General features: G+C 67.8%; 20 protein-coding genes and 3 pseudogenes. 6 read left to right on the top strand and 17 right to left on the bottom strand.

Going from position 1 to position 21,775, the window contains the following annotated elements; translation table 11 throughout:
- Position 1: 1 nt before the first annotated feature.
- From MYXE_RS15470 to MYXE_RS15490, 4 genes are all read right to left on the bottom strand, one after another.
- Entirely contained in the window at positions 2 to 1,192 is a 1,191-nt protein-coding gene (locus MYXE_RS15470; RefSeq protein WP_003919398.1) for a lipid-transfer protein, read from the bottom strand.
- 343 nt (positions 1,193 to 1,535) lie between these two features.
- Complete coding sequence (gene truB, locus MYXE_RS15480; protein ID WP_085195051.1) at positions 1,536 to 2,414, bottom strand: tRNA pseudouridine(55) synthase TruB; 879 nt, start codon at positions 2,412 to 2,414, stop codon at positions 1,536 to 1,538.
- Positions 2,411 to 3,088 (bottom strand): 4'-phosphopantetheinyl transferase PptT, encoded by a 678-nt coding sequence (gene pptT, locus MYXE_RS15485; protein WP_085195049.1) that lies wholly within the window; start codon positions 3,086 to 3,088, stop codon positions 2,411 to 2,413. The genes truB and pptT overlap by 4 nt, the downstream gene beginning before the upstream one ends.
- Positions 3,085 to 4,044 carry a metallophosphoesterase family protein gene (locus tag MYXE_RS15490; protein WP_003919401.1) on the bottom strand — a complete coding sequence of 320 codons (960 nt, stop codon included), beginning with the start codon at positions 4,042 to 4,044 and terminating at the stop codon, positions 3,085 to 3,087. The genes pptT and MYXE_RS15490 overlap by 4 nt, the downstream gene beginning before the upstream one ends.
- 139 nt (positions 4,045 to 4,183) lie before the next feature.
- Here MYXE_RS15490 and MYXE_RS15495 point away from each other — a divergent pair, with 139 nt between their 5' ends.
- Positions 4,184 to 4,765 (top strand): DUF3558 domain-containing protein, encoded by a 582-nt coding sequence (locus tag MYXE_RS15495; protein ID WP_003919402.1) that lies wholly within the window; start codon positions 4,184 to 4,186, stop codon positions 4,763 to 4,765.
- 64 nt (positions 4,766 to 4,829) lie between these two features.
- A complete protein-coding gene (locus tag MYXE_RS15500) occupies positions 4,830 to 6,479 on the top strand; it encodes a CocE/NonD family hydrolase (protein ID WP_085195047.1) in 1,650 nt (549 codons plus the stop codon).
- A 21-nt stretch (positions 6,480 to 6,500) separates the two neighbouring features.
- Here the strand turns inward: MYXE_RS15500 and MYXE_RS15505 are convergent, their stop codons facing one another.
- Both MYXE_RS15505 and MYXE_RS15510 read right to left on the bottom strand, forming a co-directional pair.
- The gene (locus MYXE_RS15505) at positions 6,501 to 7,061 is read right to left on the bottom strand and encodes a DUF1802 family protein (protein ID WP_085195045.1); all 561 of its coding nucleotides are present in this window, start codon (positions 7,059 to 7,061) and stop codon (positions 6,501 to 6,503) included.
- Positions 7,058 to 7,323 (bottom strand): annotated as a pseudogene (locus tag MYXE_RS15510) (DUF2277 family protein). Before MYXE_RS15510 ends, MYXE_RS15505 begins: the two are co-directional and overlap by 4 nt.
- A 56-nt stretch (positions 7,324 to 7,379) precedes the next feature.
- On the opposite strand from MYXE_RS15510, the gene MYXE_RS15515 reads away from it, so the two are divergent.
- Positions 7,380 to 8,135, top strand: coding sequence for an enoyl-CoA hydratase (locus MYXE_RS15515; RefSeq protein ID WP_085195043.1), 756 nt, complete (start codon positions 7,380 to 7,382; stop codon positions 8,133 to 8,135).
- A gap of 17 nt (positions 8,136 to 8,152) precedes the next feature.
- Here the strand turns inward: MYXE_RS15515 and MYXE_RS15520 are convergent, their stop codons facing one another.
- Positions 8,153 to 8,830 carry a DUF5642 family protein gene (locus MYXE_RS15520; protein ID WP_139821149.1) on the bottom strand — a complete coding sequence of 226 codons (678 nt, stop codon included), beginning with the start codon at positions 8,828 to 8,830 and terminating at the stop codon, positions 8,153 to 8,155.
- Positions 8,831 to 9,002: 172 nt separating this feature from the next.
- Positions 9,003 to 9,242, bottom strand: a complete 240-nt coding sequence (locus tag MYXE_RS15525; RefSeq protein WP_085195041.1) for a hypothetical protein — start codon at positions 9,240 to 9,242, stop codon at positions 9,003 to 9,005.
- A gap of 510 nt (positions 9,243 to 9,752) precedes the next feature.
- Between MYXE_RS15525 and MYXE_RS15530 the strand changes: the two genes are divergently transcribed.
- On the top strand, positions 9,753 to 10,082 hold the full coding sequence (locus MYXE_RS15530; RefSeq protein WP_003919409.1) for a hypothetical protein: 330 nt from the start codon (positions 9,753 to 9,755) through the stop codon (positions 10,080 to 10,082).
- A 36-nt stretch (positions 10,083 to 10,118) separates the two neighbouring features.
- Here the strand turns inward: MYXE_RS15530 and MYXE_RS15535 are convergent, their stop codons facing one another.
- The 8 genes and pseudogenes from MYXE_RS15535 to rimP form a co-directional block, all read right to left on the bottom strand.
- Positions 10,119 to 11,465, bottom strand: coding sequence for an MATE family efflux transporter (locus MYXE_RS15535; protein WP_085195039.1), 1,347 nt, complete (start codon positions 11,463 to 11,465; stop codon positions 10,119 to 10,121).
- Positions 11,431 to 12,432: a DHH family phosphoesterase gene (locus MYXE_RS15540; protein ID WP_085195075.1), complete on the bottom strand. Its 1,002-nt coding sequence runs from the start codon at positions 12,430 to 12,432 to the stop codon at positions 11,431 to 11,433. Before MYXE_RS15540 ends, MYXE_RS15535 begins: the two co-directional genes overlap by 35 nt.
- Positions 12,407 to 12,877, bottom strand: a complete 471-nt coding sequence (gene rbfA, locus MYXE_RS15545; RefSeq protein WP_003919412.1) for a 30S ribosome-binding factor RbfA — start codon at positions 12,875 to 12,877, stop codon at positions 12,407 to 12,409. The genes MYXE_RS15540 and rbfA overlap by 26 nt, the downstream gene beginning before the upstream one ends.
- Positions 12,877 to 15,545 (bottom strand): annotated as a pseudogene (gene infB / locus MYXE_RS15550) (translation initiation factor IF-2). Before infB ends, rbfA begins: the two are co-directional and overlap by 1 nt.
- 66 nt (positions 15,546 to 15,611) lie before the next feature.
- Complete coding sequence (locus tag MYXE_RS15560; RefSeq protein ID WP_232061624.1) at positions 15,612 to 15,869, bottom strand: DUF448 domain-containing protein; 258 nt, start codon at positions 15,867 to 15,869, stop codon at positions 15,612 to 15,614.
- Between the two features lie 171 nt (positions 15,870 to 16,040).
- A complete protein-coding gene (locus MYXE_RS15565) occupies positions 16,041 to 17,102 on the bottom strand; it encodes a glycoside hydrolase family 172 protein (protein ID WP_085195037.1) in 1,062 nt (353 codons plus the stop codon).
- Between the two features lie 13 nt (positions 17,103 to 17,115).
- Positions 17,116 to 18,159, bottom strand: a complete 1,044-nt coding sequence (nusA, locus tag MYXE_RS15570; protein WP_003919416.1) for a transcription termination factor NusA — start codon at positions 18,157 to 18,159, stop codon at positions 17,116 to 17,118.
- Positions 18,160 to 18,208: 49 nt separating this feature from the next.
- The gene (gene rimP / locus MYXE_RS15575) at positions 18,209 to 18,748 is read right to left on the bottom strand and encodes a ribosome maturation factor RimP (protein ID WP_085195035.1); all 540 of its coding nucleotides are present in this window, start codon (positions 18,746 to 18,748) and stop codon (positions 18,209 to 18,211) included.
- A 209-nt stretch (positions 18,749 to 18,957) separates the two neighbouring features.
- Between rimP and MYXE_RS15580 the strand changes: the two genes are divergently transcribed.
- Together MYXE_RS15580 and MYXE_RS15585 are read left to right on the top strand one after the other, a co-directional pair.
- Complete coding sequence (locus MYXE_RS15580) at positions 18,958 to 19,464, top strand: hypothetical protein (protein WP_085195033.1); 507 nt, start codon at positions 18,958 to 18,960, stop codon at positions 19,462 to 19,464.
- A complete protein-coding gene (locus MYXE_RS15585; protein ID WP_085195031.1) occupies positions 19,461 to 19,943 on the top strand; it encodes a ferritin-like domain-containing protein in 483 nt (160 codons plus the stop codon). Before MYXE_RS15580 ends, MYXE_RS15585 begins: the two co-directional genes overlap by 4 nt.
- Before the next feature lie 7 nt (positions 19,944 to 19,950).
- Here MYXE_RS15585 and MYXE_RS15590 read toward each other — a convergent pair.
- Positions 19,951 to 21,698, bottom strand: a pseudogene (locus MYXE_RS15590) (proline--tRNA ligase).
- Positions 21,699 to 21,775: the final 77 nt, after the last annotated feature.

The following is a 21,775-nucleotide window of genomic DNA, read 5'->3' on the forward strand; positions in this document are numbered from 1 at the left end:
GCTACCGTTCGGCGCGCTGATAGGCGGTGACGACGGCCGCACCGCCGAGCCCGATGTTGTGTTGCAACGCCGCGGTCACGTTGTCGACCTGACGCTTGCCGGCGGTGCCGCGCAGTTGCCACGTCAGCTCCGAACACTGCGCCAAACCGGTCGCGCCCAGCGGATGCCCCTTGGAGATCAAGCCGCCGGACGGGTTGACCACCCAACGCCCGCCGTAGGTGGTGTCGCCGCTGTCGACGAGTTTGTGCGCCTCGCCTTCCCCGCACAACCCGAGCGCCTCGTAGAGCAGTAACTCGTTGGCGGAAAAGCAGTCGTGCAGCTCGATCACCTGAAAATCATCAGGCCCCAGACCGGATTGATCGTAAACTCGCTGCGCTGCTTGCACATTCATGTCATATCCGACCAGATTCTTGGCGGTGCCGTCGAAGGTCGACGCGAAGTCGGTTGTCATCGCTTGGCCGACAATCTCGACCGCCTGAGCGGCCAGCCCGTGCTCGTCGACGAACCGCTCGCTGGCCAGGATCGCCGCGGCCGAGCCATCCGACGTCGGCGAACACTGCAGCTTGGTGAGCGGATCGGAAATCATCCGCGAGGCCAGGATGTCGTCGAGCGTATACGACTCCTGGAACTGTGCATACGGGTTGTTGACCGAGTGCTTGTGGTTCTTGTAACCGATCTTGGCGAAATGTTCTGCGGTGCTGCCGTATTGGCGCATGTGCTCGCGACCGGCGGCGCCGAACATCCATGGTGCGACGGGCATCGCGAACTCGTCGATCTCGGCCATCGCCTTGACGTGTCTGGCCATCGGCGATTCGCGGTCCTGCGCGCCGCCGCCCAGCGAGCCGGGCTGCATCTTCTCGAATCCGAGCGCGATCGTGCAGTCCGCCACACCGCCGCGGATGGCCTGCGCCGCCAAGAACAACGCGGTCGAGCCGGTGGAGCAGTTGTTGTTGACGTTGACGATCGGGATTCCGGTCATGCCCAGCTCGTAAAGCGCCCGCTGGCCCGACGTCGAGTCGCCGGCAACGTAGCCGACGTAGCCCTGCTCGACCTCGCTGTAGTCGATGCCGGCGTCCTCGAGCGCCTTGGTACCGGACTCCCGGGCCATGTCGGGGTAGTCCCAGCCTTCACGGCGCCCTGGCTTTTCGAATTTCGTCATGCCGACGCCGACGACATACACCTTGTTGGTCATCGACATAGCCTAACGCTGGCGAGCAGACGCAAAATCACCCTTTCCGCGCCGGGAAAGGGTGATTTTGCGTCTGTTCGCGCAGCTGGGGGACCCCAGGCGGGTGAGCGGTTAGCAGCCCGCTTCGCGCCAGATCTCGCGGGCGACACCGATCAGCCGTTTGCGCCTTTCCCTGCGGCGTTGCTCGGCGGTTCGCCCGCCGTAGAGGCTTGATTTGCGGCGCATTTGTCGATCCTCGCAAATCCCGATCTTGACGAAACGGCGACAACGGATCGTCGTACTTCGCGCTCATCGAGGCACAGTCCACACCCGTCATCCGCACCCAGGAGGTCGCGAGCAGACACGGCTATAGCGTGGCGGGCCGAAGGACGACCACCGACTTGGCGCGGGCACCCTCGTCGCGCAGCAGCGCGACCACTCGGTCGTCGGCAGTGGCGGCGGCGTAGACGCCGTCAATACCGGCGGCCGAAAGCCGGCGCCCGTGTCCGACCGCGGCGGCCTCCGTCACGGTGAGCTGCCGTCGAGGAAACACCAGCAGGCACGCCTCATCGAGGGTGTGGCTTAGCCGCGGCCCCTCGGCCAGCTCGTCGAGCGTAACGGCTTGCTCGATCCCGAAGCGGCCCACCCTGGTCCGTCGCAGCGCCGTCAGATGCCCGCCGACCCCGAGCCCGTCGCCCAGGTCGCGGGCCAGCGCGCGGATGTAGGTTCCCGACGAACAGTCCACCTCGACGTCGATGTCGACCAGCTCACCGTGGTGGCGCACGGCGAGCGGCTCGAACCGGTCGACCCGCACCGGCCGGGCTTGCAGCTGCACCGTTTGGCCTTCGCGGGCCAACCGGTAGGCCCGCCGGCCGCCGATTTTGACCGCGCTTACCGCCGACGGCACCTGGCTGATCTCGCCGCACAGCCTGCCCATCGCCGCGGCGATCGCCGCGTCGCTAAGGTGCTCAGCTGAAACCTGTTGTAGCAGTTCACCTTCTGAGTCATCCGTCGAGGTGGCCTGGCCAAGCCGGATCGTCGCTGCATACGATTTCGACGCGCCTGACAGCAGGCCCAGGATTTTGGTGGCTCGCTCGATCCCGATGACCAGCACGCCGGTGGCCATCGGATCCAGCGTCCCGGCGTGCCCCACCTTGCGGGTGGCGAAGATCCGTCGGCACCGCGCCACCACGTCGTGGCTGGTCATTGCGGCTGGTTTGTCGATGACGACGATACCCGCGTTCATAGCACAATCGCAGTGAGCACCAAGCTATTTCGCACTAGCCAACGTCCCCGCAAAGCGGTCAGCGGTGGGCCGGACAGCGCCGTCCCGTCGATGAGGATCTTGGACACGAACACACCGGTGGTGCCCTCGGGATCGACGTCGAACACGATGTGAGCATCCTCGAACCCGAGCCAGCGCCGCGTCATCGGAAACCACGCCTTGTAGGTAGCCTCCTTGGCGCAGAACAGGATACGGTCCCAGTGCAAACGGTCGGGCAACGCCGCGATTTCGTGGCGTTCCTCGTCGAGGGTGATCGCGTCCAGCACGCCGTCGGGCAGCACGTCGTGCGGCTCGGCGTCGATACCCAGTGAGCGCACCGCCGGGCTGCGACCCACCACGGCGCCGCGATAGCCCGTGCAATGGGTGAGGCTGCCCACCACCCCGTCCGGCCAGCTCGGTTCGCCCTTCTCGCCCTTCAGGATCGGTGCTGGGGCCAGGCCCAGCTGACCCAGCGCGATACGGGCGCAGTGGCGCACAGTGATGAACTCGTTGCGCCGCTTGGGCACTGAGCGCGCGATCAACGGTTCCTCTTCGGGTAGCGGTTTCAGGCCCGGCGGGTCGGAATACACCTCGGCAAACGCCAGGTGGTCGCGATCGCCGGGCAGCAGTGACGACAGCAACGTCGGCTCCGTCATCGCCGTTGCCGCAGCCGTTCCCGGAACCGCTCAGCCTGGGCGCGCATCTGCGGAGTGATCACGAAATGACCGCCGAACTCGTTGAGATAGCCTGGCGCATACTGCGGATCGGGCAGCACTTGACGCAGCCAGGCATACGGCTTGCGGCGTCGCCACTCCCGTGGGTAGCCCACCGACACCTCTTCGAAGCGCACACCGTCATACCAGGTAGTGCGAGGGATGTGCAGATGCCCGTACACCGAGCAGATCGCGTTGTAACGAGTGTGCCAGTCGGCGGTTTCGGTAGTTCCACACCACAGCGAGAATTCCGGATAGAACAGCGCCTCGCAGGGTTCGCGCACCAGCGGGAAGTGGTTCACCAGCACGGTCGGGGTCATCCAATCGAGCTGCTCGAGCCGGGCGCGGGTAATAGCCAGCCGGTCGCGGCACCACGCCTCGCGGGTGGGGTACGGCTCGGGAGAGAGCAGAAACTCGTCGGTGGCCACCACGTTGCGTTCGCGGGCGATGGCAAGTCCCTCGGCTTTGCTGGCGGCCCCGTCCGGCAAGAAGGTGTAGTCGTAGAGCAAAAACATCGGCACGATGGTCGCCGGGCCGCCGCGTTCGGTCCACACCGGGAACGGATGCTCGGGCGTGACGATGCCCATCTCGTCGCACATGTTGACCAGGTAGTCATAGCGCTCGCGGCCGAAGACCTGCACCGGATCGCGGCCGGTGGTCCACAGCTCGTGGTTGCCGGGCACCCAAATCACCTTCGCGAAGCGTCGGCGCAGCACATTCAGCGACCAGCGGATGTCGTCGGTGCGTTCCGCGACGTCGCCCGCCACGATCAACCAGTCGTCGGGTGAGGAAGGGTGCAGCGATTCGGTGACAGGCTTGTTGCCGATGTGGCCGGTGTGCAGGTCGGAGACCGCCCACAGCGTCGGCTGCCCGCCGCCTGCGCGATCGTGTCCTGCCACGACTGCCCAGCCTAACGGTCGGCCGGCCGGGTGCCCGCTATCCGGGTCGCCGCCGAAGTAGAACAGGTTCTTGTTTCCGCTGTGCCCGCGCCGACCCGGCTTGTACACTCCCGGCAATCAGGTCGAGTCAGGGGGTGTGATGGTCACCAAGCTGCGCCTGATCGCGGCGCTGGGTGCGCTTGTCGCCGCGGTCATCGTGGTGTGGTACAGCGCGCCGCCCGCTGCGACCGGCGGCGGCAGCGTCGAATTGCGGTCCACCGCAGCGCCGATGGAGCCGGCCACCACCATGAAGAGCCCGATCATCGCGACGACCAACCCCCGCCCGTTCGACCCGTGTGAAGACATCCCGTTCGACGTCATCCAGCGGCTCGGTTTGAGCTTCACCCCGCCGGAGCACGAGGAAGGGCTGCGCTGCCACTACGACGCGGGCAACTACCAGCTGGCGGTCGAGGCGATCATCTGGCGCGGCTACGCCGAGTCGTTGCCCCCGGACGCCGTCGAGACCACGATCAACGGCCACCGCGCCGCCCAGTACTGGGTGCTGAAGCCGACCTGGCGCAACAGCTACTGGTACGTCTCCTGCATGGTGACGTTCAAGACCAGCTACGGGGTGATCCAGCAGTCGCTGTTTTATTCGACGGTGTATTCGGTGCCCGACGTCGACTGCCCGTCCACCAACCTGCAGCGGGCACAAGAACTCTCGCCGTACTACGTCTTTTGAGGTCTTGCGGGCCCGCTTGCCGGTCCGGTCGCGGCGTCCGGCGCCGGACCCATAACCTGAGGCGGTGAGTGCCACATCCACCGACCTTGGTGGTCGGTCGCTGCGCACGCGGGTGAACCGGCTCACCGGGCGGGCTCTCGGCCGACTGTTACGCCTGCCCGAGCCCACCTCGCAGTACACGGTGAACCCCGTTCGCATCCCGATGCGCGACGGAGTCGAGCTGCTTGCCGACCACTACGCGCCGACCGCACCGGCTGCCGGCACGCTGCTGGTCCGCGGGCCCTACGGCCGCGGATTTCCGTTCTCGCTGCTCTACGGTGCGCTCTATGCCGCCCGCGGCTACCACGTGGTAGTGCAGAGCGTGCGTGGAACGTTCGGCTCGGGCGGTGTCTTCGAACCGATGATCCACGAGGTCGACGACGGCGCCGACACCGTCACCTGGCTGCGCCGTCAGCCGTGGTTCACCGGTCGATTCGCCACCGTCGGTTTGTCCTATCTGGGCTTCACCCAGTGGGCGCTGTTGCTCGAACCGCCGCCGGAGTTGGCCGCGGCCGTGATCACCGCCGGCCCACACGATTTCAGCGCATCGACCTGGGGCAGCGGGTCGTTCAACCTCAACGACTTTCTGGGCTGGAGCGACCTGGTCGCCCACCAGCAAGACCGCCCCCGACTACGCACCGTCGTCCGTCAACTCCGGGCCCGGCGACGGTTGAGCCGGGCAACCCGGGGGTTGCCGCTGGGTGAAGCGGGACGAGCGCTGCTGGGCGAGCGCGCCCTGTGGTACGAGTCGTGGCTTGAACATCCCGACCGTGATGACCCTTTCTGGCGGCCGCTGCGGTTCGACGCCGCGCTGGACCGCGTGCAAATTCCGGTGCTGCTGATCGGCGGCTGGCAGGACATTTTCCTCGACCAGACGCTGGAGCAGTATCGGCGCCTTGATCGGCGGGGCGTCGAGGTGGCGCTGACGGTCGGGCCCTGGACGCACACGCAGCTGCTCCGCGACGGGCTGGGCTGCATCACTCGCGAATCGCTGAGGTGGCTGGACTGCCACCTCGGCGGTGCGGGCACCCCACCCCGGCCGAGCAGGGTGCGCGTCTTCATCACCGGCCAAGGCTGGCTGAACCTGCCCGACTGGCCTCCGCCGACCACCGAACGCGTGCTGTATCTGCAGCCCGACGGCGGCCTGGGGGCCACGCCACCGCCGCCGACGGCGACGCCGGCGTCGTTCCGGTATGACCCCGCCGATCCGACTCCCACCGTGGGCGGTCGGCTGCTGTCGCCCGACGGCGGTTACCGCGACGACGCGTCGCTGGCCCGCCGCGCCGACGTGCTGAGCTTCACCGGCGACCCGCTGACCGAGGATCTGTGCGTGCACGGCAATCCCGTCATCGAGCTGGCGCACAGCTCGGACAATCCGCACGTCGACGTGTTCGTCCGCATCAGCGAGGTGGATGCCCGAGCCCGCTCGCGCAATGTCAGCGACGGCTACCGGCGGCTGACCGGCGGCGCGGGCGCGGTGCACCTCGAAATGGACGCCATCGCACACCGATTCCGCGCGGGCTCACGCATTCGTGTGCTGGTGGCCGGCGGCTGCCATCCGCGCTTCGCGCGCAACCTCGGCACCGGCGAGCCGCCGGTGTCGGGCACAGAGCTGAAGCCAGCGACGCACGTGGTGCGCTTCGGCGCCTCCCGGCTGGTGCTTCCGCTCGCCTAGCCCGCTTCTGGCGGGCACCGGTCAGCCGACGGCGTCGCGGACCCGGGCCGCGATCCGGGCCAGCGTGGCGTCCTCGTGCACCGGTGCGGCCAGCGTCGGCGTCACCGGCAGCTGCACCCAACTGCTGCAGCCGGCGTAGTCGGGCATGCGGGGTAACCGCAGCGGCTCGGCCAACGGCGCCGCAGAGACCACCAGCACCGCTAGCCGGTGCTTGGGCCGGAAATCGAGCCGATCCGCGCGCACCGAGTCGGCCGTCCAGATATGCAGATCTTCGATGGCATCGATGTTCTCGGGGCGGTTAACTCGCAGCGCCGCAACAACTTTCGCTGCAGCACGGATTACGATGTGCTCGTTGGTGCTGTCCGCAGCGGCCGGCAACAGCAGATCGTGATGTTCGGGTCGGACCCGCTCGGCGTGGCTGTGCGCCACGGTCGGAAACAGCAAAAACTGCTCGGCCGCCACTTCGAATCGCTTTTCGTGAATCCCGCCCTTGCGCAGCAGCACGGTTTGGCGCCCGTCGAGCAGCGCGCGCACGACAGCGCTCCACTCCTTGAGCGCGGGCGCGGTGGCGGTTAGTGTCATCGGGCCGCCATTCGGGCCTGGACTTCGGGCCGGCGCAGCGGCGGGATAGTTTTGGGGGTTGGCGTCGCGGCGGCAGGGCGTCCAGCAGACGCGTCGTCGCCGCCGCGACTTCGGTGACCGCCGCCTCGAATGCCTCGGCGCCGGCCGGTGACGGGTGTGTGATGCCGCTGACCTTCCGCACGTATTGGCGTGCGGCGGCGGCGATCTCTTCGGCGCTGGCGGCGGGCACCAGTCCGCGCAGCTCGGTGATGTTGCGGCACATGGCTCAACGATAGGTGCGCCCGCGGCGGCCTGCAGGCGACTGGCTACGGTGATCCGATGAGCGAAAACACCTTGCAGGTCGACACCAGCGAGCGGATCCGTACGCTGACCCTCAACCGACCGAGGTCGCGCAACGCGCTCTCGGCGGTGCTGCGGGACCGCTTGTTCACGGCCTTGGCGCAGGCTGAGGCCGACGACGACGTCGACGTGGTGATCCTCACCGGCGCCGACCCCGTATTTTGTGCGGGTCTTGATCTCAAAGAGCTGGGCGAGCAGTCGGCGCTGCCCGACATCTCCCCGCGCTGGCCTGCTATGACAAAGCCGGTGATCGGCGCGATCAATGGTGCCGCTGTGACCGGCGGCCTGGAGTTGGCGCTGTACTGCGACATCCTGATCGCTTCGGAGCGCGCGCGATTCGCCGACACCCATGCGCGCGTGGGCCTGCTTCCGACCTGGGGGCTCAGCGTGCGGCTGCCGCAGAAAGTGGGCATCGGTCTTGCCCGTCGGATGAGTCTCACCGGCGACTATCTGTCCGCCGACGACGCGCTGCGGGCCGGGCTGGTCACCGACGTGGTGCCGCACGAGCGGCTGCTGCCGGCCGCCCGCGAGGTTGCGGCATCGATCGTCAACAACAACCAGCCCGCGGTGCGCGCATTGCTGGCGTCGTATCACCGCATCGACGAATCACAAACCAGCGCGGGCCTATGGTTGGAAGCCGCGGCGGCCAGGCAGTGGATGACCACAGCGACCGGCGAGGACATCGCCAGCAACCGCGAAGCGGTGCTGCGGCGCGGACGCGCGCAGGTGCACTGACCAGCCAGTGAGCGCTGCTACTGGCCGCGCACCGCCGATGTGGCCTTCACCAGCAGGTCTGAGAGCAACCCCTGCGGGTTGAGTTGCGCGTCCGTGCTGCCCATGACGACAACGGAGGTTTGGTCGTCGAGGGCCGCGGTGAAGACATAATCCGGGTCGTCGGCGGCATCCACGCTCAGCTTGGCTCCGGTGGTAGTGATGCCCGCAATGTTCGGCGCCGGAATACGTTCGGCGGTCCCACTCGCCTTGGGGGAGCCGGACACCGAGACCCGGTCGCAGCCTGCCGGTGGCTGGCTGGCGCGCACCGGCTGGGGCAACCGCATCGCGACGACGTAGATGTTGCCCTGATCTCCCTGGCCGCGGACCCCGGCGGCCTGGGTGCCAACGGAAGGTTCAACATGGGGCGGGATGAGGACCGCGCGACATTGCGGCGGGTCCACCTGGGCACCGGTGAACGCGGTGATGCCAGAGCTGGCAATGTCTTGTTGGCTCAAGGTTTTCGAAGGTTCCGCCTCGCCCGCGAAGCCCGGCGGAAGGTCGTCTTTGACGCGCTCGACACGCGAGATGTCGTATGCGGAGCGTGCCGGCGACGCCGCTGGCGGCTGCACCGCCGATGCGCCGGAGGACCTGCTTTCTGCCGGATGCCCGCACCCGGCGAGGACACTCACACCGAGTGCCGCCAGCAAGGAAGTCATTTCTGCAGTGCAGCGTCGTGGGGAAGTCATCGCATGAGCCCTTAGCAACGGTTTGTCGATTGTCAACCGCCGACAGCCAAACAGCGCTGTTAACAAGCGGCTTCACGGCAGCGTCGGCGTCGTGATCGGCGGCTGGAGGCCGAGTCACCTGCTCGGCCTCCAGCCAGCCACCTCACCACCACCACCACCAGCGGTGCCACCAGCCGCGGTGATGCCACCAGTGCTGCGGCAGCGGCGAGCCGTAGCCCGCGGCCGCGACGTTCGTGACGGTGGTCATGGCGGGCCCGGCCGATGTGGGCGCCGGGGTGGCATGGGCAGCCGGGGCGGCGCCGAACAGCAGGGCGCCGCCGACCAGTCCGGCCCCCACCGCACCAATCGCCGCGCGACGCGCCACGTCCGACGAAACCGACATGACAAACCTCCTTCGTCTCGATTCCCTGACTTAAATTGCCGTTCAATGTAATTGAATACCCAAAAGTCTGGCAATTGTCAAAGGATTCAACTGATCTCACCAATCGGCATTATAGGCAACCCGGCCACGTCGCGAGAATTGGGGCGCGAAAGAAGCGGTTTTCACGTATTTCGAGACCTCACGCCTAAGTTGTACGTATCTGAGTAACTACTGGACGTCAGTACCTACGTAACTACATATTCGCATGTCATCGCATATACTGCACGACTGATATCCGCGTCCGAGGAAATCAGTATTCGATCAACAGTCACGCGCTTGTCATCGCCAATCCTCATATCACAGTATTGCGCGAGTGGTCGTTTCAGTCGTGCCTCTAAAAATCAATTTGTCGACCCACTGAATATGATTCCAATGCAAAGGCGGGTCGGTGCCACGGCGGTCGGAAACCCTGAAATGCGCCGGTGTTGATAAGCTGATTTAGCCCAGTCTGCGCAACGGAAGGTCCGCCCCATGAGCCATGCCGCCGACCGCTACGACGCCGGCGCCGAACGGTTCCGCGCCCCCGCGGCAGCCGCTGCATCGCCCACCTCATTGGACGGGGCCGAGGTCACCGAACGGCTCACCGCCATCCGGCAATCGCGGGGGCGGCGCACCCGACGCACCGTCGACCTCACCGCGGCCCAGCACCGGGGTCTCGATATCTGGCAGCGAGAGGCAGCCGACCGTCTCGGACTGGCTCGCGTCACCGGACAAGAGGTCCTCAGCGCGCTTATCGACCAACTGCTGAACGACCGCCAGCTTTCGGCCCAAATCCTCCGGGCCATCCAGGCCCGGCGCTGACCGGCCCAGCGGCATGGCCAGCCCCTCTCCTGCTGCTCACCTTGTACCGGTCACCGCCCAGCGACCGGAAACAGAGCGAGGCCCGACAAAGGCCAGTCGCAGCACCATGAATGTCGTTAGCCCCGACCAGATTCCTGCCAACCCCCAACCGAACACCAGCGACAGCCAGATCAACGGCAGAAAGCCCGCCAACGCGCTCACCACGGTCGCGGTACGCATGAATCGCGCGTCGCCGGCACCCAGCAGCACCCCGTCGAGGCCGAAAACGGTTCCGGCAACCGGTAATTGGGCCACCAGAAACCACCACGGCACACCGATGACGGCCAGCACCGCTGGGTCATCGGTGAATAGCCGCGGCAGAGCCGACGCGCCGAGGGCCAGCGGCGCGGCCAACGCGACGGCCGTGATCGCGGAAAACATGGTCACCCGGCGCGCCACCGATTTGGCGTGCGAGACCTGGCTTGCCCCGAGCGCGGCCCCGACCAGTGCCTGCGCCGCGATGGCCAGCGAATCGAGAACCAGCGCAAGAAATTCCCACAACTGCAGCACGACCTGATGCGCCCCTAACGCGGCGGCACCGAACCGGGCCGCTACCGCCGCCGCGGACACAAAGCACGCCTGAAAGGCCAGCGTTCGCACCACCAGGTCGCGGCCCATCACCAGCTGGGCCCGCAGCACGCCGCGGTCGATGCGCAACGGCACCCGTTCGGCCAGCAGTGCGCGGCCGAACAGCAGCGCCGCCAGCCACTGGCCGGCGAGGTTGGCCACCGCCGAACCGGCCAGCTCCAACCGCGGCAAGCCCAACCAGCCGTATACCAACAACGGGCACAACAGCGCTGAAAGCCCAAACCCCGCAACCACATAGCGCAACGGCCGCACAGTATCCTGCACCCCGCGCAGCCAGCCGTTGCCCGCCAACGACACCAGAATTGCCGGCGCACCCAGGATCGCGATGCGCAGCCACGGCAACGCCGCCGTCGCAATCTCGGCGCGCGAGCCGACAACCGACACCACCGGCACAGCGACCGCCTCTACGACGATGACGATCAGCGCACCCAGGCCCAGCGCCAACCACGTCGCCTGAACACCTTCGGCCACTGCCGCGGCGCGGTCGCCGGCGCCGAAGTAGCGCGCCGAACGCGCCGTCGTGCCATACGACAAGAACGTCAGGTCCGAACCGACCAGGCCAAGTATCAGCGCACCGATCGCCAATCCGGCCAGGCTCACGGCACCCAGCCGGCCAACGACCGCCGTGTCGAACAACAAGTAGAGCGGTTCGGCGGCCAGCACACCCAACGCCGGCAGGGCCAAGCCAGCGATCTGCCGGCCACCGGCGCGCGCGTACTCGTCAGCCGAGCGCGGCGCACAGCGACGCGACAACATCGGCCATCGAGCCGACGGTCGAGTACCCGGCCGCCAGCTTGTGTCCACCACCGCCGAACGTTGACGCGACCGCCGCCAGATCGACGGCCGCTTTCGCCCGCATGGACACCGACCACTGCTGCGGCTCAACCTCTTTCAACACGGCCGCCACTTCAGCTTCTTGCGTGGTGCGCACGATGTCGACGATGCTTTCAACTTCTTCTGGCCGCGCCTGAGTCCACTCCTGGTGCGCCACAACCACATACACCAATCCGCGACCACCCACCGCGTCGGGCAGCAGCTGCGCCGAGCCCAGCACCCGCGACAGCATCCACAGCCAGGCGAACGGATGGGTGTCCAGCAGCATCCTGCTGACTGCGGCGTTGTCCACACCGAGCTCGACCAGGCGGGCCGCCAACCGGTGGGCGCGGGCAGTGGCCCAGCGAAATGACCCGGTATCGGTGATCAGCCCCGCGTACAGGCAGTGCGCCACGTCGACGTCGATCGGCTCACCCCACGCATCAAGCAGCTCAGCGACCAGCATTGTGGTGGAATCCGCCGACGGGTCAACGTAATTCGCGGTGCCGAACAGCTGATTCGACGCGTGATGGTCGATGACCAGCAGCTGGCGTCCCGTTGTGGCCAGATCACCAAGCCCGCCCAGCCGGTTGAGGCTCGGAATGTCAACCGTGACGGCAACATCCACGTCGCGGCGCATGTCGTCCGGCTCCACCATCAGCCACCCGCCGGGCAGCGACCGCAGCGATTCCGGCAGCACGGCCGGTGCGGCAAAGCTCACCTGAACCTGTTTGCCGCAGCGGTCGAGCACCAAGGCCAGCGCCAGCCCCGCGCCGATGGTGTCGGCGTCGGGAAAGACATGGCAGACAACGCCGATCGCGGAAGCGTCGGAGAGCACCTGCGCGGCGCCGGCGGCGTCGACGCGTCTGGCGTCGGAGACGAGGTCAGTCGTCGGGTCGGTCGTCGTCACCGACATCCTTAACATCCGGGTTCGTCCGGTACGGGTCGGGCTCCCCGGCCGGCTTGGCGCCCGATCGCACACGCGCCAAATCGGCGTCGGCGGCGCGGGCCCGGGCCAACAACTCCTCCATCCGCTGCGCGGTGTCGGATGCGGTGTCGCGGATGAACGTCAAAGTGGGGGTGAACCGCACACCGGTGCCGGCCCCGACCTTGGTGCGCAGCACTCCCTTTGCTCGTTCGAGCGCCGCGGCCGCACCGGCGTAATCCGGTGGCTCGTCGAGCGTGCGACCCATCACCGTGTAATACACGGTCGCGTCGTGCAGGTCGCCGGTCACCTTGGCGTCGACGATGGTCACCCCGGCCAGCCGCGGATCCTTGATCTCGTGCTCGATCGCCGAGGCGACGATCGTGACGATCCGCTTGGCCAGCCGGCGCGCCCGGGCCGGATCGGCCATCAGGCGCGTTCCTTTTGAACCAGCTCGTAGGTCTCGATGACGTCGCCTTCCTTGATGTCCGCGTAGCCCAGCGTCAGACCGCATTCGTAGCCGTCGCGGACCTCGGTGACGTCGTCCTTTTCCCGGCGCAGCGACTGCACGGTCAGGTTCTCGGCGACCACGATGTTGTCGCGCAGCAGCCGCGCCTTGGCGTTGCGCCGCACCGAGCCCGAGGTGACCAGGCAACCGGCGATCAGGCCGACCTTCGAGCTGCGGAACAGTGCCCGCACTTCGGCGCGGCCCAGCTGGACTTCCTCGTACACCGGCTTGAGCAGCCCGCGCAGCGCCTTCTCAATGTCGTCGATGGCCTGGTAGATCACCGAGTAGTAGCGGATCTCCACGCCCTCGCGGTTGGCCAGCTCGGTGGCCTTGCCCTCGGCGCGCACGTTGAAGCCGATGATGATGGCATCCGAGGCCGACGCCAGGTTGACGTTGGTCTCGGTGATCGCACCGACACCGCGGTCGATGACCCGCAGCGCCACCTCGTCGTCGACCCGGATGCCCATCAGCGCCTCTTCCAGGGCCTCGACCGTACCGGCGTTGTCGCCCTTGAGGATCAGGTTGAGCTGGCTGGTTTCCTTCAGCGCCGAATCCAGGTCCTCCAGCGATATCCGCTTGCGCGCCCGCGCGGCCAGCGCGTTGCGCTTGCGGGCGCTGCGCCGGTCGGCGATTTGGCGGGCGATGCGGTCCTCGTCGACGACCAGGAAGTTGTCACCGGCGCCGGGCACCGACGTGAACCCGATGACCTGCACCGGCCGCGACGGCAACGCCGCCTCGACGTCCTCGCCGTGCTCGTCGACCATGCGGCGCACCCGGCCGTACGCGTCGCCGGCCACCACCGAGTCGCCGACGTGCAGGGTGCCGCGCTGCACCAGCACGGTGGCCACCGGGCCGCGGCCGCGGTCCAACTGCGCCTCGATCACCACGCCCTGCGCTTCCATGTCGGGGTTGGCGCGCAGGTCCAGCGCGGCGTCGGCGGTCAGCAGCACCGCCTCCAGAAGCTGGTCGATGTTGGTGCCCTGCTTGGCGGAGATGTCGACGAACATGGTGTCGCCGCCGAATTCCTCTGGCACCAAACCATATTCGGTTAGCTGCCCGCGGATCTTGGCCGGGTCGGCACCCTCCTTGTCGATCTTGTTGACTGCCACCACGATCGGCACCTCGGCGGCCTGCGCGTGGTTGATGGCCTCCACCGTCTGCGGCATGACACCGTCGTCGGCGGCCACTACCAGGATCGCGATGTCGGTGGCCTTGGCACCGCGGGCGCGCATGGCCGTGAATGCCTCGTGACCGGGAGTGTCGATGAACGTGATCGGCCGCTCGACACCGTCATGCTCGACCGACACCTGATAGGCGCCGATGTGCTGGGTGATGCCGCCGGCCTCGGCCTCGCGGACGTTGGTCTTGCGGATGGTGTCCAGCAGCCGGGTCTTCCCGTGGTCGACGTGACCCATGACGGTCACGACCGGCGGACGCACCCGCAGGTCCTCTTCGGTGCCCTCGTCCTCGCCGTAGCTCAGGTCGAACGACTCCAGCAGCTCACGGTCTTCGTCTTCCGGGCTGACGACCTGGACGTTGTAGTTCATTTCGCTGCCGAGCAGCTCGAGCGTTTCGTCGCCGACCGACTGGGTGGCGGTGACCATCTCGCCCAGGTTGAACAGCGCCTGCACCAGCGCGGCCGGGTTGGCGTCGATCTTCTCGGCGAAATCCGACAGCGACGCACCGCGGGCCAGCCGGATCGTCTCACCGTTGCCGTGCGGCAGCCGAATGCCGCCGACGACCGGCGCCTGCATCGAGTCGTATTCCTGGCGCTTCTGCCGCTTGCTCTTGCGACCGCGCTTGGGAGCGCCACCGGGACGGCCGAACGCACCGGCAGCGCCGCCGCGTTGCCCGGGCCGCCGCCGGCCCCGGGACGACCGCGGAAACCGCCGGCGGGCGGGGCACCGACCCCACCACGGTATGGACCACCGCCCCCGCCGGCGCGACCGCCGGTCGGGATTCCCGTTCGGCCGCCGGGAGCGGGCCGCGGCACACCCGGACGGGGCGGGCGCCCTTGTCCGGCAGCAGGCCCGCCGGGGCGTGGCGGCATGCTGCCCGGTGACACACCGGGACGCGGTGCCCCGGGCCGGGCAACGCCGGGACGGGGAACCTGCGGCCGCGGAATGGGCCGCTCGACCGGTTGCGCGGTCGAAAACGGGTTGTTGCCGACGCGCGGCGTGCGGATCCCCGGCTTGGGTCCCGGGCTGGGCCGTGGCCCGGGTGTCGGCGGACGTGTCGCGCTGGGAGACTCGGCGGGAGGAGCCGCGGACGCCGCGGGCGGCTCGGCTGCGGCCGGTTCAGCCGGCTTGCGAGCGGCGGTTTTCGCGGGTGCGGCCGCTACGCCGCCGTCACCGGCGGCCTTGGTGGCCTCGGCAGCCGCTTTGCCGTTGCCCGCGGCCTTATCCGCTGCCTTCTCGGCGGCGGCCTTTCCGCCGCCGAAGGACTCCCGAAGCCGACGCGCGACGGGTGCTTCCACCGTCGACGACGCCGATTTGACGAATTCACCCTGCTCGCTTAGCCGGGCGAGAACTTCCTTGCTGGTAACACCGAGTTCCTTGGCCAACTCGTGTACGCGGGCCTTGCCTGCCACTACTTCTCCTGTCCATGAGGCGACAGCGGTGGTGGGCCGCGCCTCGGGTTTAGCTATGACGCATGGTCATTGGGACTTCACGGTGTGCTCATGTTCTTTGGTACCTGTTCTGTTGCCGGGTGAGTCGAGCGTACTCAGAGATTCCAAGTGCTCGACCACCGCGGAGGTGTCCGGTGAACCGGCGATGCGCAGCGCTCGGGCGAAAGCTCGCCGCCGGATCGCTTCCCGCGCGCATTGCGGGTCGGGATGCAGCCATGCACCCCGCCCCGGAAGGCTACCCGCTGGGTCAACGATCACGGCGTATTCGCCGTTCCCGGTCGACACAGCGACCACGCGAAGCAGTTCGACGGCCAACTCTCGCTTTCGGCAGCCGACACACGTTCGCACCGGCCCATCGGTGCGCCGATGCCTGCGCGCATCGGTCGCCGAAGTCTCGCGCTGGATCACGGCTCAGTCTACCGTCATCGAACCGTCAGTCAGAACCACCCGGCCAAGCTAGCCCACTTCAAGATCGTCGGCGTCGGGCAGCTGCGGGCGCGTGGTAGAGGGGCGGTCCAAGTAGAACACCGCGGTGGAGGCGATGTCGTCATGCCGGGGCTGGTAGCGCCCCCGCGACTTCCACCCGAGCGCTTGGATGTCCACCCGCAGCTCAGCGTGGAAGTGAATGGGGTCCAGCAGGTGCCAGCGGTACATGCCGAACCGCTGCTGGCTGCGGTACAGGCCGTCGGGACGGATGATCTGGTGCAGGCCGAGGAACGGTGTCGAGTACGCGGTGTAGCCCTGGCCGGGCACGTCGAAGTTCCAGGCGCCGCCGAAATAGTCCTCGGTGCCGGTGCCGCAGATCGTGGGAAACTTCTCGTCGCCGTCGAAGTAGAACTTGACCTCGCCCTCGCCCCACCAGCCGGGGCGGTTGACACCCCAGGCGAGGTAGGTGCCCACATACTTGCCCGCCCCCCGGACCCGGTCGAGGATCGGGTGCACGGTGCCGACCGCGAGCGGGTTGCTGCGGTGGAACTGGCTGTGCAGGTAGCCGGCGCCGGTGACGTCGACGTCGATCTCGTAGCTGATCTGGTAATAGACGGCAACGGGGTGCGACGCGCGGTTCTCCAGCGTCAGCCGGGCGTGCCGCGGGGCGGGCATCGGCCAATAGCTGTTGAAGCCGCCGTGCGGGTTCACCGCGACCGGCACCGAGGACAGCTGGGCGAACTCACACCAGCCCTGCCCGAAGAAATCGCCGAGCGGGACCTCGACCGCGGGCTCCTCGGCGCGGTCCCAGTAGCAGCGCAAGATCAGGCTGCGCCAGTGGCTGCGATCCGTGGTCAGCCAGATGTGCGTGATCAGCGCCGGTCCCTCGATGCCGGCCAGCTCGAACGTGGTGTGCCCGTCGACGTGGACGCTCGGTGAGATCTTCCACCCCGGCCCCAGGTCGGCCGCGCAGGCCGCGCCGGTGCCGTCGGCGGCGCGGGCGCCGCCGCCCTTGGCTCCGTCGAAGTTCTCCGGGCTGATGGACCGAGACTGGGCGCCGCTCAACCGTGCCAGCGAACGCAGATCGATCATGCCGGTGCCCGGGCTAGCGGTCGTGGGCCATCCCGTGGCTGGCGCCGTGCTCGGGTTGAGGCGCCGGATGTGACGGCGTATCACCCCGGATGTCGATACGCCAGCCGGTAAGCCGCGCCGCCAGCCGGGCGTTCTGCCCCTCCTTGCCGATGGCCAGCGACAACTGGAAATCAGGCACCACTACCCGGGCGGCCCGCGCCGCCTGGTCGATGACCGTGACCGAGACCACCTTCGCCGGTGATAACGCGTTGGCGACGAAACGCGCCGGATCCTCGTCGTAGTCGATGATGTCGATCTTTTCCCCGGAAAGCTCGCTCATCACGTTGCGCACCCGCTGGCCCATCGGGCCGATGCAAGCACCTTTGGCGTTCAGGCCCGGAACGTTGGATTTCACGGCAATTTTCGAGCGGTGACCGGCTTCGCGGGCCACGGCGACGATCTCCACCGACCCGTCGGAGATCTCGGGAACTTCCAGTGCAAACAGTTTGCGCACCAAGTTCGGGTGGGTGCGCGACAACGTGATCAGCGGCTCGCGAATGCCGCGGGTGACGCCGACCACGTAACAGCGCAGCCGGTTGCCGTGCTCGTAGACCTCGCCGGGAACCTGTTCGGCGGCCGGGATCACGCCCTCGGAGCCCTTTGTCTCACTGCCCAGCCGGACCACGACCAGGCCGCGAGCGTTGGCGCGGCTGTCACGCTGGATCACTCCGGCGACGATCTCGCCCTCGCGGGTGGAGAACTCGCCGTAGTTGCGCTCGTTCTCGGCGTCGCGCAGCCGCTGCAGGATCACCTGACGCGCGGTGGTCGCCGCGATCCGGCCGAAACCCTCGGGAGTGTCGTCCCATTCGCTGATGACGTTGCCGTCGGCATCGGTTTCGCGGGCGATCACCCGTACCGCACCGGTTTTGCGGTCGATGTCGATACGCGCGTCGGGCTGATGCCCTTCGGTGTGCCGGTAGGCGGTCAGCAGCGCGGATTTGATGGTTTCGACCACGACATCCACCGAAATGCCTTTGTCCGCTTCGATCGCGTGCAGCGCGGCCATGTCGATGTTCATCAGCGCCGCTCCTCCTCACCGCCACGCTGTGCCTCGTCGCTGGCGTGGTTCATGTTGCGGCCTCCGTTCCCGCACACCCACCCGTGGTCGCCAACTCCAACTCTCGTTGGGCGGGTGGCGAAAACTCGACCTGCACAACCGCTTTCGCGATTTCATCGAGCGCCAGCTCGCGCACCGTCCAATCGCGGTTACGGTCGTCACGGACGACGAGCCTGATCGTGTCGCCGCGCGTCTCGCCGACCCGGCCGACCAGCTGCGATCCGTCCGTCAACGTCAAGTGGACCTTACGCCCACGCGCCCGGCGGAAGTGTTTCTCGCTGGTCAGCGGCCGGCCCACCCCGGGCGAACTGACCTCCAGCACGTATTGACCCCGGATCCTGTCGACCCCGTCCAGCAATCTCGACGCGGCCCGCGACAGCGCCGTGATCGTGTCCAGGTCGAGCGGCTCGTCGCCGTCGGCGATGACCATGATGCGGGGCGGACGGCGCCGAGTGTCGATGACGACATCTTCGATCTCGTAGCCGGCGCGCGCGAACTCCCCATCGAGTAGCTCGATCACCTCAGTCTGCGAAGGTAGCCCGGTGGCCACGGCGAGCTCCTCATCTTGAGTTGTCCGGTCATCGCTGGGTGTCGCCGGCGGGGCGGCTCCGGCGACCCTCCGGCGCGCATCAGTCGGCGTTCCAGGGGAATCAGCTACCAACGATACGCCAGGAAACGCGTCTCAGCGGCCAGCGCCGCTGGCGGGCCCACTATTCGTCCGGCGTCTGAGCCGCCAGCGCCCAATGGCAGGATGTTGCTGTGTCAAGCGCAGTACCAGTCGTCACCCGAAGGCGTGTACTGGCCGGCGGCACCGTGTTGGCTGTGCTCGGGGCGGTGGCGTCGGCGTGCGGCTCTGGGCAACCGCCCCAGCAGGTCGACGAGCTGGACGCACAGTCGAGGCAGGCGCGCCACGACAGCGAGCTCGCCACCGCAGCGGCCGCCGGCGCGCCGCCGCAGATGGCGGCCGCGTTGAAGCAGGTCGCCGCGGAGCGTGCCCGGCATGCGGTGGCGTTGGACACCGAAATCGCCCGGGTCAGCGGGCGGACCCCGGCAAGCTCAAGCGCATCGCCCAGCCCCACGCCCACCCAGGCTGCGGCGCCGCCGCCGCTGACCGAGGTGCTCAACTCGCTGCGGGCCTCGGCGGATTCCGCGACTCGGCTGGCGACCGCCTCGTCGGGTTACCGGGCGGGGCTGTTGGCTTCCATCGCCGCCGCATGCACGGCGGCCTACACGGTCGCGCTGGCGCCGAAAGGGGCAACGGGGTGACCTCGGCCGAGCCGACCCAGGCCACCGACGCGTCGAGCCGCTCGGGTGACCCCGAAGACGCCGCCCTGTGCGACGCGCTGGCCACCGAGCACGCAGTCGTCTACGGCTACGGCATCGTGTCGGCGCACACCACGCCCGATCTCAACGCGATGGTCGCGGCCGCGCTGCGCGAGCATCGCCGCCGCCGCGACGCGGTGATCGCGATGCTGGCAGCCCAGTCGGTCACCGGGCCCGTCGCCGCCGCCGGCTATCAGCTGCCCATCCCGGTGAACAACGCCACCGACGCGGCGCGCCTGGCGGTACGGATGGAAAACGATGCCGCGGCGGCGTGGCGGGTGGTGGTCGAGCAGGCCAAGACCGCCGATCACCGGTCGTTCTCCGTGACCGCGTTGACCCAGAGCGCGGTGTGGACCGCGCGGTGGAACCGGGTAGTGGGCGCCTGGCCGATCACCACCGCCTTCCCGGGCGGCAGCGGATAGACGCGGGTCAGTTCGACACCGCGGCGGTGATGTCGGTGGCCAGCGAGACACCTGTCGCGAGTTCGCGGGTCCGGCCGTCGAAGCGGTTGCGCAACTCGACCACGCCCTCGGCCCAGCCCCGCCCTACCACGACGATCCAAGGCACGCCCAGCAACTCGGCGTCTTTGAACTTGACCCCGGGCGATGCCTGACGGTCGTCGAGCAGCACCTCGATGCCCAGGCGGTCCAGATCGGCGGCCAGCGCGGTGGCTCCGGCACGAGCCTCGGGGTCCTTGTTGGCGATCACCAGATGCACGTCGAACGGTGCCACGGCCGGCGGCCAGCGCAGGCCCAGCTGGTCGTGATGCTGCTCGGCGATGACGGCCACCAGCCGGGAAATCCCGATACCGTAGGAGCCCATCGTCAGCCGCACCGGTTTGCCGTCCTCGCCGAGCACGTCGACGGCGAAGGCGTCGGTGTATTTGCGGCCGAGCTGGAAGATGTGGCCGATCTCGATGCCGCGGGCAGACACCAACGGACCCGCGCCGTCGGGGACGGGTCGCCGTCGCGCACCTCGGCGGCCTCGATGGTGCCGTCGGCGGTGAAGTCCCGTCCGGCGACCAGCCCGACGACATGCTTGCCGGGCTCATCGGCGCCCGTGATCCAACTGGTACCGTCCACGATCCGCGGGTCAACGAGATAACGAATGCCGTTCTTCTGCAATGCTTTTGGCCCGATATAGCCTTTCACCAGGAACGGGTATTCGGCGAAGTCGTCGTCGCCGAGCAGCTGGTATTCGGCCGGCTCGAGCGCGGCGGCCAGTCGCCGCTCGTCGACCTCGCGGTCACCCGGCAGCCCGATGCCCAACAGCTCCCAATCACCGCCCGGCTGGCGCACTTTGACCATCACGTTTTTAAGCGTGTCGGCGGCGGTGACGCTGCGGCCGAGGCCGGCGTTGTTGGCCCAATCCACCAGCGTGGCAATGGTCGGGGTGTCACCGGTGTCGTAGACCACCGGCTCCGGCAATCCGTCGACGGGCAGCGCATCCGGGCGCGCGGTGACGACCGCTTCGACGTTGGCCGCGTACCCGGATTCCAGGCATCGCACGAACGTGTCCTCACCGATCGGGCTTTCGGCCAAAAACTCCTCGGAGGCGCTGCCGCCCATCGCCCCGGACACCGCAGACACGATGACGTAGCGGATTTGCAGCCGGTCGAAAATCCGTTGGTAGGCCTCACGGTGCGCATGGTAGGAGGCCTTGAGCCCGGCGTCGTCGAGGTCGAAGGAGTAGGAGTCTTTCATCAAAAACTCGCGGACACGCAGAATGCCGGCCCGAGGCCGTGTTTCGTCGCGATACTTGTTCTGGATCTGGTAGAGCACCAGCGGAAAGTCCTTGTACGAGCTGTATTCGCCCTTGACCGTCAGCGTGAACAGTTCCTCGTGTGTCGGGCCGAGCAGATAGTCGTTCCCGCGACGATCTTTGAGCCGAAACACGCTGTCGCCGTATTCGGTCCACCGGTTGGTCGCCTCGTATGGAGCCCGCGGCAGCAGCGCGGGAAACAGGATCTCCTGTCCGCCAATCGCATTCATCTCTTCGCGGACGACGCGCTCGATTTTGCGCAGCACCCGCAACCCGAGCGGCAGCCAGCTGTACAGGCCGGGCCCGACCGGCCGGATGTAGCCGGCGCGAATGAGCAGCTTGTGGCTGGGCACTTCGGCGTCGGCGGGATCCTCGCGCAGCGTGCGCAAAAACAGCTCGGACATCCGGGTGATCACAGCAAGCGAGCCTAATGGCGACCGTCAGCAGACGCAGAATCGCACAGAACCACCCGACGGAATGCGATTCTCTGTCT

The sequence above is a fragment of the Mycobacterium xenopi genome, from assembly GCF_009936235.1.
Taxonomy (GTDB): Bacteria; Actinomycetota; Actinomycetes; order Mycobacteriales; family Mycobacteriaceae; genus Mycobacterium; species Mycobacterium xenopi.